A 14,501-nucleotide genomic window follows, 5' to 3' on the forward strand; every position below is an offset into this window, starting at 1 on the left:
GCGCCGGAACCCCGGGCCGCCGCCGGGCGCCCTGCTTCAGCGTCCCGGCTTGCTGCGGATGGTCTTGAGCAGGTCTTCCGGCGTGATGGAGGCCACCACCTGGCTGGCCGCGCTGCCCGGCTGCGGCAGGTTGAGGATGTGGCCCTTGATCTTGCCGATCACGTGCATTTCGCACGGCTTGCAGTCGAACTTCAGGGTCAGCACCTCGTCGCCGTGCACCAGCTGCATCGGCGCCACCTTGGTGCGTACGCCGGTCACGCCCTTGGCCTGTTTCGGGCACAGGTTGAAGGAGAAGCGCAGGCAGTGCTTGGTGATCATCACCGGCACCTCGCCGGTTTCCTCGTGGGCCTCGTAGGCCGCGTCGATCAGCTCCACGCCGAAACGCTTGTAGAAGGCACGGGCCTTGTCGTTGTAGACGTTGGCCAGGAAGGTCAGGTGCGATTCCGGGTACACCGGCGGCGGCACGGCCACCGGCTTGCGGAAGCCGCGCGGATGCTCCAGCACGCGCGCGGCGGTCAGTGCCTCCACGGTGTCACGGCGCAGGCCCTTGAGCTGCGAGGCGGGCACGAAGGGCACGAAGGGCGCATCGATCTCCACGGCGTCGGCGTGGTAGATCGTGGTGCCCAGCTGGCCGAGCAGGTCGCGCAGCTGCTCCAGCGCCTGCTCCGGCTTGTTGGCCGCGCTGAACGGGCCTTCCAGGGTCTGGCTGACGCGCACGCCGTCCTCGCTGGTGGCGGTCAGCGTCAGGCGCTGCTCGCCCAGTTCGGCTTTCCACGACAGGCCGATGCGCCGCTCGGCGGAGCTCTTCTGCAGCGCCTGCTGCCAGTTGTGGTCCAGGTTGCGGCTCAGCGGATGGTGGGGGCGCAGCTGGCGCAGGGCCGCCGGTAGCTCGTTGGGCTCCACGCGGTACTGCCAGCGCGGCGCGCCGTATTCTTCGAACTGCTGTTGCAGCTCCACCACGCTGGCGCGGAAACCCACCACCTCGCGCTTGACCAGCACGTTCAGCCCGTCGCCGTTGGACAGCGGCTCGTGGGTCACGGCCACGAAGTCCTGCTTGCCGACCTTGAGCACTTCGCCCACCGGCAGGCCGGTGAAGGTCGGCGAGTCGAAGGCGCCGATGTCTTCCTTGCGGTCGTTGACGAAGTAGTCGGTGCTGCCGCGGTGGAAGGTCTTGTCCGGGTCCGGCACGAAGAAGTGCTCGGTGCGGCCGCGGGAGGCGCGTTCCAGGTCCGGGCGTTCGAGGAGGATGTCGTCCAGGCGCTGGCGGTAATAGGCGGTGATGTTCTTCACGTAGCCCATGTCCTTGTAGCGACCTTCGATCTTGAAGGAGCGCACGCCGGCCTCGACCAGCGCGCGCAGGTTGGCGCTCTGGTTGTTGTCCTTCATCGACAGCAGGTGCTTGTCGTAGGCCACCACGCGGCCCTGGTCGTCCTTCAGGGTGTAGGGCAGGCGGCAGGCCTGGGAGCAGTCGCCGCGGTTGGCGCTGCGGCCCGTCTGCGCATGGGAGATGTAGCACTGGCCCGAGAAGGCCACGCACAGCGCGCCATGGATGAAGAACTCCAGGGTGGTGTCCACCGCCGCGTGGATGGCGCGGATTTCCGTGAGGTTCAGCTCTCGGGCCAGCACCAGCTGGCTGAAACCGGCGTCGCCGAGGAAGCGCGCCTTCTCCAGGGTGCGGATGTCGCACTGGGTGCTGGCGTGGATCTCGATCGGTGGAATGTCCAGCTCCATGATGCCCATGTCCTGGATGATCAGCGCGTCCACGCCGGCGTCGTACAGCTGGTGGATCAGCGCGCGGGCCGGCTCCAGCTCGTCGTCGTGCAGGATGGTGTTGAGGGTGACGAACACCCGCGCATGGAACAGGTGGGCGAACTCCACCAGCCGGGCGATCTCCTCGACGCTGTTCTCGGCATTGTGCCGGGCTCCGAAGCTCGGCCCGCCGATGTACACGGCGTCCGCCCCGTGCAGGATCGCCTCGCGGGCGATGTTCACGTCGCGGGCGGGGCTGAGCAATTCGAGGTGGTGCTTGGGCAGGGACATGGCGATCAGGCTTCGGGGGCGAAAACGAAAGGGGCGCCATTGTAGCGGCAAATGGTCACGGGGCGGACGCTGCCCGATACTCCGGCACAGAACCTGTAGGGGCGGCGCCACCCCGAGCCCGTGGGAGTGAATTCATTCGCGAGCTTTCGGGGTTGCACCCTCACGGCGGGGCTACGAGGCTACCGGGCAAACGCCTCATCCAGCAGGTTGTTCATGGCCTGGAACGCCCGCTCGGCCACCAGCGGGTGGTACTCGTTGCGCCCCGGCACGTTGGCGTAGGGGTCGGTGAAGGAGTGCACGGCATTGCCGTAGCTGACCAGTTGCCAGTCCACGTCGGTCTTCTGCATGGACGCGACGAACTCATCCACCTGCTGCTTGGGCACCGCCGGGTCGTCGGCGCCGTGCAACACCAGCACGCTGCCCTGGATGTTGCCGTTGTCGGCGGGATTGGGCGTGTCGAGGTTGCCATGGAAGGACACGAAGGCCTTGAGCGGCGCGCCGCTGCGCGCCAGCTCGAGGATCGCTCCACCGCCGAAGCAGAAGCCGATGGCGCCCACCTGTTGCGTATTCACCTTGTCGGTGTGCTTGAGCAGCGCGTCCAGCGAAGCCTGGGCCCGCTTGCGCATCAGCGGGCGATCGCCACGCAGCGCGCCGGCCACCTTGCCCGCCTCCTCCGGGCCACTGGGGCGCACCTCCTTGCCATAGAGATCGGCGACGAACACCACGTACTTGTCGCTGGCGGCGCGCGCGGCCTTCTCGGCGGCGCGCTCGGTGGCGCCCAGCCAGTTGGGCACCATCAGCAGCCCGGGGCGTGGGGTGGTCACCGAATCGTCGTAGACCAGCAGGCCCTGATAGGGCTGGCCGTCGATCTGGTAGTCGATGCGTTCAACCTTGACCTCGGCGTGGGCCAGACCGATGGAGGAGACGAACAAGAGCGGCAACAAGGCGGTCTTCATGGCGGATCTCCGGTGCGGGAATGCTGAAACCCTAGCAGGGGTAGCGAGCGCTGAGCGCAAGCCGGGCTATGTTCAAGAGAACCGTACTCCCGGAGGGGAAACTGGCCATGAGCAGGTTCGACATCGAAAGCTGGTGCAAGAAGAGTCCCACCGACAAGTCCGAGCCGATGGGGCAGATGAGTTTCCATATCAGCGAGAACGACCACCTCAACCTGGAGCAGGCCGAAGAGCGCCTGCAGAACAGCGGCGAACCGGAAGCCTGGGTGGACGTGGACATGGCGTCCTTCCAGTTGGTCACGCCCCCCGAATGCGGGCCGTTGTCGGACTGCCGCCTGCGTGTCTACCTGCGCGAGGACGACCAGCGCGGCCAGTTCCACCTGGTCGGCCACCGCGCCAGCGACGGCAGCCTGGTGTACACCAACGCGATCATGGTCGACATGCTGATGGAATGAGGCCGCTGCGCTTAGTACCGGCCGGCCGGTGACGCAGGGAAGGCTGGCTCGCTGAGGTCGCGGTGCTTGATTCTGATCATGGGGCGCAGCCGCCGCGAGCGGCTAGGATGGCGGTGTCTGGGTTATAAATAGAAATTAGTAAATTGATATTCAAATATTATTAGTTTGTTTTGATTTAACCGGATCGACACACTAGCCAGGCCTGTCAGTCAGAAGGCCTGCGCTGCCGCATGGGCGTGTCTGACCAGGGGTACCGGCCGCAGAGCCGGCCCGACGAGTCGTGCTGACAGGCTTCCCAGCGTGCATAGGACTCCCGGTAATGATCCCCGCAGACGATTCCTTTCCTTCCCCTTCCTACAACTACGCCGTCGTACGTCAATTCACCCTGATGACCCTGTTCTGGGGGGTGGTGGGCATGGCCATGGGCGTGGTCATCGCGGCCCAGCTGGTCTGGCCGGAGCTTAACCTCGGCCTGCCCTGGACCAGCTTCGGACGCATCCGGCCCATCCACACCAACCTGGTGATCTTTGCCTTCGGCGGCGGCGCGTTGTTCGCCACCTCCTTCTACGTGGTGCAACGTACCAGCCGGGCGCGGCTGGTCTCGGACGGCCTGGCCCGCTTCGTGTTCTGGGGCTGGCAGGCGGCCATTGTGGCCATGCTGATCAGCTATCCGCTCGGCTACACCACCTCCAAGGAATACGCCGAGATGGAATGGCCGATCGCCCTGTGGATCACGCTGGTGTGGATCGCCTACGCCTATCTGTTCTTCGGCACCATCGCCCGGCGCACCGTCAGTCACATCTACGTGGGCAACTGGTTCTACGGCGCCTTCATCGTGGTGACCGCCATGGTGCACATCGTCAACCACATCGCCACCCCGGTGAGCTGGCTGAAGTCCTACCCGGTGTATTCCGGCGCTACCGACGCAATGATCCAGTGGTGGTACGGCCACAGTGTGGTCGGCTTCATCCTCTCGGTGGGCTTCCTCGGCATGATGTATTACTTCGTGCCCAAGCAGGCCGAGCGGCCGATCTACTCCTACCGGCTGTCCATCGTGCACTTCTGGGCGATCATTTCGCTTTACATCTGGGCCGGTCCGCATCACCTGCACTACACCGCGCTGCCCGATTGGGCGCAGACCCTCGGCATGGTGATGTCGGTGATTCTGCTGGCACCCAGCTGGGGCGGCATGATCAACGGCATGATGACCCTCTCCGGGGCCTGGCATAAACTGCGCGACGACCCGATCCTGCGCTTCCTGGTGGTATCGCTGGCGTTCTACGGCATGTCCACCTTCGAAGGCCCGATGATGGCGGTGAAGACGGTCAACTCGCTCTCCCACTACACCGACTGGACCGTCGGCCACGTGCACGCCGGCGCCCTCGGCTGGGTCGCGATGATCAGCATCGGCACGCTCTACCACATGATTCCCCGCCTGTGGGGGCGCGAGCGCATGTACAGCAGCCGGCTGATCAGCGCGCACTTCTGGCTGGCGACCATTGGCACCGTGCTGTACATCGCCTCGATGTGGGTGAACGGCATCACCCAGGGTCTGATGTGGCGCGCGGTGAACCAGGACGGCACGCTGACCTATTCGTTTGTCGAGGCGCTGGAAGCCAGCCACCCCGGCCTGATGATCCGCCTGTTCGGCGGCGCCATCTTCGCCAGCGGCATGTTGCTGATGGTCTGGAACAGCTGGCGCACCGTGCGCGCCGGTCAGGTGAACCCGTTACCCCTTGCCCTGGAGGCTCGTGCCTGATGATCTTCGTGCTTCTTTCCGTGCTGGTCGGCGGGCTGTGCCTGGCCGTGCTGCGCACCCCCGACGCCGACCTGCGCCAGGCCGCCCTGCAGCCCTTCGCCGACGATCCGCCGGCGGCGCGACAACTGGAACAGGAAACCGGCTTGCGCTGCGAGCGCGTGGTCGAGGTGCCGTTCGAAGACCCGCGACCTTTCCATCTGGAGGCCTGAGTTTCCTCCGCGTCCAGGGACGGACGCTCCCCTTCGCGCCGCATGCGGCGCGTTTTTGTTCAGAGCAGCGGCGACCAGTCGCCCGACTCGCCGACAACGTCCCGCACGCAGTCGATGGCGCGGGCAACGGTTACCGAGCAGCGCTCGCGGGCGTAGATCAGGTAGACCGGGTAGGTGAACTCCGGCGCCAGCGGAACCCGTTCGAGCACGCCGCTCTCCAGGTAGCCCTGCACCACGCGGCTGCGAAAATAGCCGCTGCCGCCGGCTTCCAGCAGGAACTGCAGGGCCAGCGGGCCGAGGTCGAAGCTCAGCGACGGATGCGCGAGGTCATGCAGGGCCGCGTCGTGCCGGCGACGGAACTCATCGCCCCAGTCCACATACACGTAGGGCGCCGGTTGTCGCGGGTTGCGTACCTGGATGAGCTTTTCCTCCATCAGCAATTCGCTCTGCAGGCCCGGCCCGTACAGCGGCTGGTAGACCAGGACGGCATCCAGCCTGCCGTCCTCCAGCTCGCGCACCAGGCTCGCTCCGGCGCCACTGCGGCTATGCACCTCCAGCCCCGGCAGCGCCTGGCGCAGCGCGCAGACCCACTTGAGCATCAACGGAGCGCACAGGCTCGGCTCGCCGCCCAGGTGCAGCGTTTCGGCGCGTTCGGCCGGCAGCGGCAACACCTGCTGCGCCTCGTCCCAGGCCTGCACCATGCGGCTGGCGAACTCCACGAAGGCCTCGCCATCGGGCGTCAGCCGCGCACCGGAACGATTGCGCACGAACAGGCTGCAGTCGAGCTGGCTTTCCAGCGTCTGCACGCGCGCCGTCACCGCCGCCTGGGTCAGGTGCAGACGTTCCGCCGCGCCCACGAAACTGCCGCAGCGCACGATCTCCAGAAAGGTACGTGCCAGATCGACCGCCATACCGACCCCCGGCTTGAAATGAGGCGGCGAGTATACGCCCGCCGGGCCGCAGGCTTTCGCATCACACACCGTTGCAGGCAGTTGCGCCATTTCCCGTGAACTGTGTCACAGCGCTGGGCCCGGACGGCAGGCCGGCATTGAGCACAAAACAGCCATGAAGTCACAATGCCATCACTGAGGAAGTACTTGCCTGTTATGGAGAAATGATGAACGCAATCAAGACCTTGGGCTTAATGACTGCCGGTGCATTTGTGCTGGCCTGTGGCATTGCCCAAGCCGATGAAACGCCGCGCGTGTATGTAGGCGTGGGCTACTCGCACATGACGCTGGACGGGGGCACGGCCGACTACACGCTGCCCATCACGACCTTCCACGCGGGGGTCGAGATCGCGCCCAACCTGAGCGTCGAAGGCCGCTACGGCATCAACGCCGGGGATGACGAGCAGTACGACTCGGGCGTGCTGGTGACGTACGAAGTCAAGAGTTATTGGGCCGTCGTGCTCAAGGGCCGGGTGCCGGTCACCGACGCCTTCTCGTTCTACGGCATGGCCGGTGTGAACAGCCTGTCAGTCGACTTCCACGGGCAGAGCTTGGGCTGGCCGCTGTACACGCTCAGCGGCTCGGCCGAAGAAACCGGAACCACGCTGGGTGCCGGTGGCGAGCTGAGGCTGGGTGATTCGCTGGCGCTGACCGTCGAATACCAGCGGATGCATGAAGACGTCTCCGGCTACAACCTGGGACTGAACTACCGCTTCTAAGCGGGGTTCGATAGGCGTGCACCGGCGGCGGTCAGCCAGGCGCTGTCCGCCCCACCCACGCCGCGCGGCGGGCATCAATGCAAGCGTGTTGCCCGCCGTTCCTCCACATGCGCCTGCGCCTGGCGCGCCAGCTGATCCAGCAGGCGGTCGCGTTTGCGTTCGGCGTCGCCCATGGCGTCGCGGCCATGCTGCTTGAGCAGGTAGCTGTAGATCTGCCGTACCTCGGTGGACTGGAAGATCGGCTCCAGATCCTGCACCGCCAGCGTGCCGTGACTGGCTTCGCGGCGGGTGTTCAGCACCACCTGCGGGCCGTGGGCGGCAATCGCCTGGAAACCCAGCGCCTCGAAAAACGGCGCCTTGCCGGCCACGCACGCCACCTGGGCGTGGGGATAACGGGCGATCATCTCCGCGACCAGCGCACTGCCGATGCCGTGCTGGCGATGACTGGCCAGCACCGCCAGATACAGCAGCGCGCAGGCCTGCGGATCGTCCACGTAGGGCAGGTACAGCGCAAAACCCAGCACCCGCGCCGGGTCCTCGTCGTCCAGCGCCAGCATCAGTTTCGGCTGGCCCGGCTGCGCGCCGTCCATGCGCTCCAGATAGCGATGCACCTCGAAGCCCACCACGTACTGATAGAGCTGATACAGCGGATTGCTCGGCGTCAGCGACACCGGGCTGATGTCGCTCAGGTAATCCACCACCATCTGCAGCACCTGGGCTTTCAGGGACTCGGGCGGCGGGGTGTCCAGGTGGGCGAGGGTGAACATGCGAAGGCTCCGGGCTGACGCGGCGCGCCATTGTACCGATCCCGCCAGGGATGCGCGGAGGCGTGGGGGGATGTCGGCTCGGTGCGGGCCACCAGAAGCTCGCGAATGAATTCGCTCCCACGGTCGACTTGTCCGCGAGATTGGCGCTTTACGTAGCTACCTCCGGGGGGAGCTGTGCAACGCCAGCCGGAGCGCTAAAGTAGCGCCACCCGCAACACCGGAGAGCCTCCATGCCCACCTACGACTACCGCTGCGAAGCCAACGGCCAGGTCTACGAAGTCCACCACCCGATGGCGCTCAGCCCGAAGACCTGGGGCGACCTGCGCGCCGCCTGCTGCTCGCTGCCCGACGACGCCGCGATCCCCGACAACGCCCCGGTCACCAAACTGATGAGCGCTGCCGGGGTGGTCAACAGCCGCGTGCTGAAGAATCCCGAAGCGCCGGCCTGCGCGCGTGGGGGCTGTGCCGGCAACTGCGTGTAGGCTCCGGCCTGCAAGACAGATTCCTGTGAAGGAGGCTGGCCACTGGCGTGCTACCGAAGCCTCACGGTTGGCTCAAGCCCGAGCGCGCGCACAACCGCGAGAAAGGTTTTGAGCGTCGGGTTGCCGCCCTCGCTGAGTGACTTGTAAAGCTGCTCGCGGGCCAGCCCCGTTTCCTTGGCCAGTTCGCTCATCCCGCGCGCCTTGGCGACGATGCCCAGCGCCTTGGCGATATAGGCGGCGTCCCCCGTTTCCATCGCATCCGCGACGAAAATCGCGATGGCTTCGGGGCTGTCCAGCGCTTCGGCAGGATCGTAGGCATACAGTTGTTCGGTCATGGCTGCGTTCTCCACGCCAGTGCAAGGCGCTTCGCTGTCTCGATGTCGTGTTGCTGGGAGGCTTTGTCGCCTCCGCATAACAGGATTACCAGCTCGTTGCCGCGCTGCTGGAAATAGATCCGATACCCGGGGCCGTAGTGAATCCGAAGCTCGCTGACGCCACCGCCAACAGGCGAAACGTCACCCGCAAGGCCGTTGGCTAGGCGGAAGATCCGTGCCGCGATGGCGGCTCGTGCCCGGCTGTCCCTGAGTCGGCGTTCCCACGCCCTGTACGTTTCCGTTTGTTGGATCTCAAGCATGCGCTAATAGTGATTTATAAATCACAAAAGGCAAGCCGGATCGCCCGAGCGGTTGGCGGGGCAACCAACTCCACCGGAAACCCCGCGCCCTTTGCCGGATCACAACTGCATCCGCAAAAGGAGATTGCCATGCCCGCCCGCGCCCCGATGCTTGCCTTTGCTCCGCTGCTGGCCCTGCTGTTCGCCGCCAACGTGGCGGCCGATGAAACGCAGCAACTGCTCCAGGCCATCAATGATTACCGTGGCGAGGTGAACGGCTGCGCCGACGCCCCCGCCACGGCGCTGCCCCCGCTCAGGGCCGATGCGCGGCTGGTCAGTCCCGACGAGGATTGGGAGGCCTCAGTGGAGCGCAACGCCTACCCGCTGCAAAGCGCCGAAGCCATCCGCCTCAGTGGACCGCCGGACGCCAAGGCGGCGATGAAGGCGCTGCGGGAAAGCTTCTGCCGCGTGCTGCTCGATCCGCAGTACCTGGACATCGGCGTCAGTCAGCACCAGCAGCAGTGGCGCATCGTGCTGGCGCGACCGCAACAGCAGGCCCAACTCGGCGACTGGCAACAGGAAGGCCGGCGCCTGCTGGAACTGATCAACGCCGCGCGTGGACAGGCGCGCATGTGCGGCAAACAGGCCCAGCCGGCCACCGAACCGCTGAGCTGGAACGACGCCCTGGCCAATGCTTCCGAAACCCACAGCCGCGCCATGGCCAGCGGCAACTTCTTCGCCCACCGCGACAAGGAAGGCCGCATCCCCGGCGACCGCGCCGAACTGGCCGGCTACAGCGCCAGCCTGATTGGCGAAAACCTCGCCGCCGCGCACATCAGCGCCCAGCAGGTGCTCGACGGCTGGCTGGCCAGCCCCGAACACTGCGCCAACCTGATGAACCCACAGTTCCGCGAAATGGGCGCGGCCTATGCGCGGGACGACAAGAGCGATGCGGGGATCTACTGGACGGCGCTGTTTGGCGCGCCGTAAGGAAGCGGACTAGGTGGACACCCATTACGGCGAACTAAATTTGGTCTGAAATTGGCCTAAGTGCTGCGCAACGCATCGCTGGCTACCCGCTGACATGGGGTGGTAGTGCAAAGAGGAGTTCTTTAATGCGCGTTGAAACGATCAGCTACCTGAAGAAACACGCGGCCGACCTGCAGCTCGACGAGCCGATGGTGGTCACCCGCAATGGCGTGCCGGCGTACGTGGTGGAGTCCTATGCCGAGCGAAATCGTCGTGACGAGACGGTCGCGTTGGTGAAATTGCTGGCTATGGGTTCCCGCGAATATGCCCAGGGCAAGCACTCTTCCGCAGAGGAACTGAAGGCTCGTCTGGCGGGCCGATTCGTCCAGGATGGCGACGCGAACGAGTGAGCACATTCAGCGTTCGCTTCACCGAAACCGCATCGCAAAGCATCGAAGATCAGGTTCACCACCTGGCCGTGTACTTGGGCACAGAAGCCGCTCTCAATCAGATCGTCGCGCTGGTCGACACCATCACCTCCAGGCCTGGCGGATGCGCCTTTGGCCTACCCGTCCAGCCAGCAGGCCAGCGAGCTGGGCATACTTCAGTATCGTGAATTCAACACTCACGGCTATCGGGTCTTCTACGAAGTCTTCGCAGCGGACAAGGCCATCGCAGTCGAGCTGGTTTTGCGGCAAACGCAAAGCGTCGAACAGGTGTTGATCCGTTACTGCCTGGTGAATCCCTGGTAGAAGCCTTCCTCTTTCGGCATCGCTAGGGGGCGCCCGGTGGACGGGCTCGCACAGGTCGATCACGGGAAGGTCCAGTGGCTCAGCCTGCTGTTTCGGCTGTTCGGCACGCCCCGCTTGAGGCGCGCGAGGGCTCAGGCCGGTATGATGCCCGGCCATTTTTGGCGAGCAGCCCCACCATGCCCGGCAACGCCCTCTACACCGACCTGTCCGGTTACTACGACCTCATGTGCGCCGATATCGACTATCAGGCGCAGAGCCACGGCGTGCACCGGCTACAGCACTTGTTCGGCAATGCGGGCAACCGGCACCTGGACCTGGCCTGCGGCACCGGCCCGCATGTGCGGCATTTCCTCGATGCCGGCTACCGCAGCAGCGGCCTCGACATCAACCAGCCCATGCTGGACCGCGCGACCGAGCGCTGCCCGGAAGCGCAGTTCTCCCTGCAGGACATGTGCGGCTTCACGGTGAGCGAGCCGGTCGACCTGATCACCTGCTTCCTCTATTCCATCCACTACAGCGGGGGCATCGAGCGGCTCCAGGCCTGCATCGCCAGCGCGCACGCCGCGCTGGAAGAGGGCGGGGTGTTCTGCTTCAACGCCGTCGACAAGGACCGCATCGACAACGCACTGTTCGTCTCGCACAGCGCCGAGCACGCGGACGGCCAGTTCCACTTCAGCTCCGGCTGGCACTACGGCGGCGCGGGCGAGCGGCAGTCACTCAAGCTGCGCATCGCCCGGACGGTCGCGGAAGAAACCCAGGTCTGGCACGACGAACACCCGATGGTCGCGGTGAACTTCGCCGAACTGCAGGCGCTGCTGCAGCCGTACTTCGAGGTGCATGTGCTGGAGCACGATTACGAAAAGATCGTGCCGTGGGACCAACGCTCCGGGAATGCACTGTTTGCCTGCGTGAAGATCTGAAAAGAAGCGCTGCCGGCCAGCCCGTCCGGTAGACAAGGCCGCGATCCGGAACATCACCCGGCGTAGGGTGGAAAACTCACGAAGCGATTTCCACCGTGGAGGTGCAGGCGCCTTGCTTCGGGGATGCGCGCTGTTTGGGAGGCGGGGCCATGCCCGCACTAAGCCCTCGCTCACATGCCCAACGTCAAGGCGCTCGCCCATCACCAGTACGGCTACAGGCTCCGGGTAGGCAACTACCGCATCCTGTTTGACTGGGACGGCGGCGTGAAAATCGTCAGCATCGAAGAGGTCAGGAAGCGCGATGAACACACCGACTAACGTGCAGATCATCCATGGAGCGGACGGCCGTCCCGCCTTTGTCGTGGTGCCTTACGCCGAGTACATCGCCAGCCACCCTGTCGAGGATCTGGTACCCAACGAGGTCGTGGGCTACATGGTCAAGGACGGCATGACCGCCATCGCCGCCTGGCGCCGGCATCTGGGGCTGACCCAGGTCGAGGTGGCCGAGCGCCTCGGTATCTCGCAGTCCGCCTACGCGCAGCAGGAAACCGCCGAGCGCCCGCGCAAGGCGACGCGCGAGCGGATCGCAAAGGCCCTGGATATTCCGGCGCCGCTGCTGAACCTGTAAACCGCGCGCAGCACGCAGAACGGGTGGCCCAAACCTCCATGTCAAAATGCGCAGCTCCGGTGATAAAGCTATCGGCCGCCCGGCTTCCAGCGCGTTTGCGTGTGTGAAGGTTTTAGAGGCGGGTAAAGGGGGTATTTAAATAAAATCTGTCCCCTTTTTGTTTGCACGTCCTGGAAGTTGCGCATGGGGATAAAGGCGACGACCGCGCCTCTTCTGACAGCGGCCCACCCTATGGAAAGGTCGACATATTCACTCTGGTCGCAGTCCTGTTCTGGCAGGATCGTTTCGGTCATGGGATGGCCGCGCGGGGATGTCCGAATCATTGGCGCAGCCAGTGGCAGGCTGATCAATGCCCGCGCCACTGCTGCGCCGCCTACATTATGGCAACGCCAATGAAGAAGGCTTGCCGTGGACAAGTCTTTCATGCTCTGCGTAGGTGCCCGGAACACCCGGCGTAGGGTGAAAACTCGCGGAGCGATGTTCCATCGTGGAGGTGCAGGCACCTTGCCTCGTCCCAAATAATGGCACTTCGTGGGGTGCCAGTCTGAGTCACGCAAGGTGAGTTGGGCGTACGCTTACAGTGATGTCACAATGCTTGTCTGCTCACTGGGCGACTGGTCAGCGCAGCGCTTCAACGATAAACAACTCAGAACAGGGAGTTCGGATGAGCACCTTCGATGAAAATCATAAAAAGATAATCGCTGCTTTCATGGCCTTGAAGAACAAGGCCATTCTCTTGGAAAAGCACACACTGCGCGGGATTTACCAGATCAACAAGAACCGCCTGCCGTTCATTGAGCTACGTAATTATTATGCGAACCTCAGGGATGTGTGTGACCTGCCGATTGTCTTCATGATGAATGAGGAGTTGTCCAATACCGCAGCGAGGCACCTTTGTGGCGAGCTGCTGGTAGAGATGCTTGAGGAAAGGCATCTGACCCCTGGCGTACAGGTCGATGGCAAGCCTGTCGCCCTGGTGCATGAGGATTTCGAAGCGACGCTGTCCGATATCAGAGCGCTTTTCTCGGATCGTATCAATGGGATGGTTGGGAGCCTGATGCTGGATTTCACGGTCTCGGCGTTTTCCTGCTTCGAACACTGGATAACGAAGCTGTACGACGGCTACGCCGAAAAGTTGGAAGCCGCGTATGAACAGGGCCGAAGGGACAAGGTCGTCAAGCTGCTTGAGCGCTATGGCGAGGCGAAGTCGGACGAGGAGAGGTCTAAGCGTTTGAACGGAATCCTGAATGTGCGCGGCCCTTACCGCTCCTTCCCGGACAAGATCAATGCGCTCTACAAAATGGTCGACAAGCAGAGGTACGGGCGTGACATCAACCACGATAAGGACATCATCAGGTTTCTAGGCGCCTGCAGGAACACGGTGCACAACTCAGGCCTGCACCTAAAGGACCCGCTCCAGATCACCTGCAACGGAATAACCTATTTCCTAGAGGCCCACAGACCTTGGTATAGCGCTAGCTATCCTCAATCGATTGCGTTGCTTGGTGAGTTGGCGGATATCTATAGCCACCTTATAAGGTCGCTTGATGATTGGCCGTGGGAGGCTGTCAGTGAGGAAATCACGCTGCAGCCACATATGATGCTTTTTGAAATCGCTGTCCAGCTTGCCTGTGAATTTGATGGGGAGGTGGCGCTCGAATATGCCCTCATCGAGGACCTGGAGGTCGGTGAGGTACAGGCGGCGAACATTGTGAAAAAGCTGGCGGAGATTAAGGCGGACACCTCTCGGGATCCAGAAGCGTTCTGCATCTACGAAATCCTGACGGGCGATTTGCTGAAGCCACTTGAGCTTAAACCCGTGTCCTGATCTTACGTGTGATAAGTAGGTTGCTGCGGAGCCCCTTGCGAGCGGTCCGGCGTCTCGGCGAGACAGAGGTTGGCCTTTATAGGGCATCTCTCAGTCATCTTTGGCGTTTAAATCAGCGGAGGCCGTATCGAAATATTCCCAGTGGTCGGCTTGTGTAAACCCAGTACGTTGTTCAGTGGAAGTGGTGCGCGGCTGATGGGTGGGTTGTAGCCAAGGCTGGCGTGCGATCTGTGCCAGTTGTAGTGATGAAGCCACGGCAGTAGGTGAGCGGCGCGTTGCTCGGAGCTTTCGTAGCTGTGTGCGTACGACCACTCTCGCAGGCTGGTCTGGATGAAGCGTTCAGCTTTGCTGTTGGTGCGCGGTGTGTAGGGCTTGGTCCAGAGGTGGCGCAGGTGCTGCTATGTCTTGGCAGGTCAAGTATCCTATAAGTATCACTGGGGCCTAAACCTAGGCTTGG

General features: G+C 63.7%; 16 protein-coding genes and 3 pseudogenes. 12 read left to right on the forward strand and 7 right to left on the reverse strand.

Features of this window, described 5'->3' with window-relative positions:
* Positions 1-36 precede the first annotated feature (36 nt).
* Positions 37-2,040, reverse strand: a complete 2,004-nt coding sequence (locus SF06_RS01815) for a peptidase U32 family protein (RefSeq protein WP_039559613.1) — start codon at positions 2,038-2,040, stop codon at positions 37-39.
* A gap of 179 nt (positions 2,041-2,219) precedes the next feature.
* Positions 2,220-2,996 carry a dienelactone hydrolase family protein gene (locus tag SF06_RS01820; RefSeq protein WP_027591517.1) on the reverse strand — a complete coding sequence of 259 codons (777 nt, stop codon included), beginning with the start codon at positions 2,994-2,996 and terminating at the stop codon, positions 2,220-2,222.
* A 107-nt stretch (positions 2,997-3,103) separates the two neighbouring features.
* On the opposite strand from SF06_RS01820, the gene SF06_RS01825 reads away from it, so the two are divergent.
* The 3 genes from SF06_RS01825 to SF06_RS01835 all read left to right on the forward strand — a co-directional run bounded on the left by SF06_RS01825 (position 3,104) and on the right by SF06_RS01835 (position 5,416).
* A complete protein-coding gene (locus SF06_RS01825) occupies positions 3,104-3,448 on the forward strand; it encodes a hypothetical protein (RefSeq protein ID WP_039559616.1) in 345 nt (114 codons plus the stop codon).
* 319 nt (positions 3,449-3,767) lie between these two features.
* Complete coding sequence (ccoN, locus tag SF06_RS01830; protein ID WP_051587509.1) at positions 3,768-5,207, forward strand: cytochrome-c oxidase, cbb3-type subunit I; 1,440 nt, start codon at positions 3,768-3,770, stop codon at positions 5,205-5,207.
* Positions 5,207-5,416 carry a hypothetical protein gene (locus tag SF06_RS01835; protein ID WP_037009630.1) on the forward strand — a complete coding sequence of 70 codons (210 nt, stop codon included), beginning with the start codon at positions 5,207-5,209 and terminating at the stop codon, positions 5,414-5,416. The genes ccoN and SF06_RS01835 overlap by 1 nt, the downstream gene beginning before the upstream one ends.
* A gap of 59 nt (positions 5,417-5,475) precedes the next feature.
* Here SF06_RS01835 and SF06_RS01840 read toward each other — a convergent pair whose 3' ends face one another.
* On the reverse strand, positions 5,476-6,327 hold the full coding sequence (locus SF06_RS01840; protein ID WP_027591521.1) for a LysR family transcriptional regulator: 852 nt from the start codon (positions 6,325-6,327) through the stop codon (positions 5,476-5,478).
* A 206-nt stretch (positions 6,328-6,533) separates the two neighbouring features.
* Between SF06_RS01840 and SF06_RS01845 the strand changes: the two genes are divergently transcribed.
* Positions 6,534-7,085: a porin family protein gene (locus SF06_RS01845; RefSeq protein ID WP_039559618.1), complete on the forward strand. Its 552-nt coding sequence runs from the start codon at positions 6,534-6,536 to the stop codon at positions 7,083-7,085.
* A gap of 74 nt (positions 7,086-7,159) precedes the next feature.
* Here the strand turns inward: SF06_RS01845 and SF06_RS01850 are convergent, their stop codons facing one another.
* Positions 7,160-7,852, reverse strand: coding sequence for a GNAT family N-acetyltransferase (locus SF06_RS01850; protein ID WP_039559620.1), 693 nt, complete (start codon positions 7,850-7,852; stop codon positions 7,160-7,162).
* Positions 7,853-8,082: 230 nt separating this feature from the next.
* On the opposite strand from SF06_RS01850, the gene SF06_RS01855 reads away from it, so the two are divergent.
* Positions 8,083-8,334, forward strand: a complete 252-nt coding sequence (locus SF06_RS01855) for an FmdB family zinc ribbon protein (RefSeq protein WP_039559621.1) — start codon at positions 8,083-8,085, stop codon at positions 8,332-8,334.
* 50 nt (positions 8,335-8,384) lie between these two features.
* Here the strand turns inward: SF06_RS01855 and SF06_RS01860 are convergent, their stop codons facing one another.
* Both SF06_RS01860 and SF06_RS01865 read right to left on the reverse strand, forming a co-directional pair.
* Positions 8,385-8,669, reverse strand: a complete 285-nt coding sequence (locus SF06_RS01860; RefSeq protein ID WP_039559622.1) for an addiction module antidote protein — start codon at positions 8,667-8,669, stop codon at positions 8,385-8,387.
* Positions 8,666-8,968, reverse strand: a complete 303-nt coding sequence (locus tag SF06_RS01865; protein ID WP_039559626.1) for a type II toxin-antitoxin system RelE/ParE family toxin — start codon at positions 8,966-8,968, stop codon at positions 8,666-8,668. Before SF06_RS01865 ends, SF06_RS01860 begins: the two co-directional genes overlap by 4 nt.
* Positions 8,969-9,097: 129 nt before the next feature.
* Here SF06_RS01865 and SF06_RS01870 point away from each other — a divergent pair, with 129 nt between their 5' ends.
* The 7 genes and pseudogenes from SF06_RS01870 (at position 9,098) to SF06_RS01900 (ending at position 14,044) form a co-directional block, all read left to right on the forward strand.
* Positions 9,098-9,937, forward strand: coding sequence for a CAP domain-containing protein (locus tag SF06_RS01870; protein ID WP_039559628.1), 840 nt, complete (start codon positions 9,098-9,100; stop codon positions 9,935-9,937).
* 125 nt (positions 9,938-10,062) lie between these two features.
* Positions 10,063-10,326 (forward strand): type II toxin-antitoxin system Phd/YefM family antitoxin, encoded by a 264-nt coding sequence (locus SF06_RS01875; protein WP_039559630.1) that lies wholly within the window; start codon positions 10,063-10,065, stop codon positions 10,324-10,326.
* Positions 10,323-10,668 (forward strand): annotated as a pseudogene (locus tag SF06_RS01880) (type II toxin-antitoxin system RelE/ParE family toxin). The gene SF06_RS01875 and the pseudogene SF06_RS01880 overlap by 4 nt, the downstream one beginning before the upstream one ends.
* 176 nt (positions 10,669-10,844) lie before the next feature.
* On the forward strand, positions 10,845-11,588 hold the full coding sequence (locus SF06_RS01885) for a class I SAM-dependent DNA methyltransferase (RefSeq protein WP_039559632.1): 744 nt from the start codon (positions 10,845-10,847) through the stop codon (positions 11,586-11,588).
* Between the two features lie 162 nt (positions 11,589-11,750).
* Positions 11,751-11,906, forward strand: a pseudogene (locus tag SF06_RS17790) (type II toxin-antitoxin system RelE family toxin); the annotation flags it as partial.
* The gene (locus tag SF06_RS01895) at positions 11,890-12,216 is read left to right on the forward strand and encodes a helix-turn-helix domain-containing protein (RefSeq protein WP_039559633.1); all 327 of its coding nucleotides are present in this window, start codon (positions 11,890-11,892) and stop codon (positions 12,214-12,216) included. The pseudogene SF06_RS17790 and the gene SF06_RS01895, both read left to right, overlap by 17 nt.
* Positions 12,217-12,880: 664 nt before the next feature.
* On the forward strand, positions 12,881-14,044 hold the full coding sequence (locus SF06_RS01900) for a hypothetical protein (protein WP_039559635.1): 1,164 nt from the start codon (positions 12,881-12,883) through the stop codon (positions 14,042-14,044).
* 107 nt (positions 14,045-14,151) lie between these two features.
* Here SF06_RS01900 and SF06_RS17875 read toward each other — a convergent pair.
* Positions 14,152-14,436, reverse strand: a pseudogene (locus SF06_RS17875) (integrase core domain-containing protein); the annotation flags it as partial.
* Positions 14,437-14,501: the final 65 nt, after the last annotated feature.

Origin of the sequence: Pseudomonas flexibilis (assembly GCF_000802425.1) — a bacterium.
In the GTDB taxonomy this organism is placed as follows: domain Bacteria; phylum Pseudomonadota; class Gammaproteobacteria; order Pseudomonadales; family Pseudomonadaceae; genus Serpens; species Serpens flexibilis.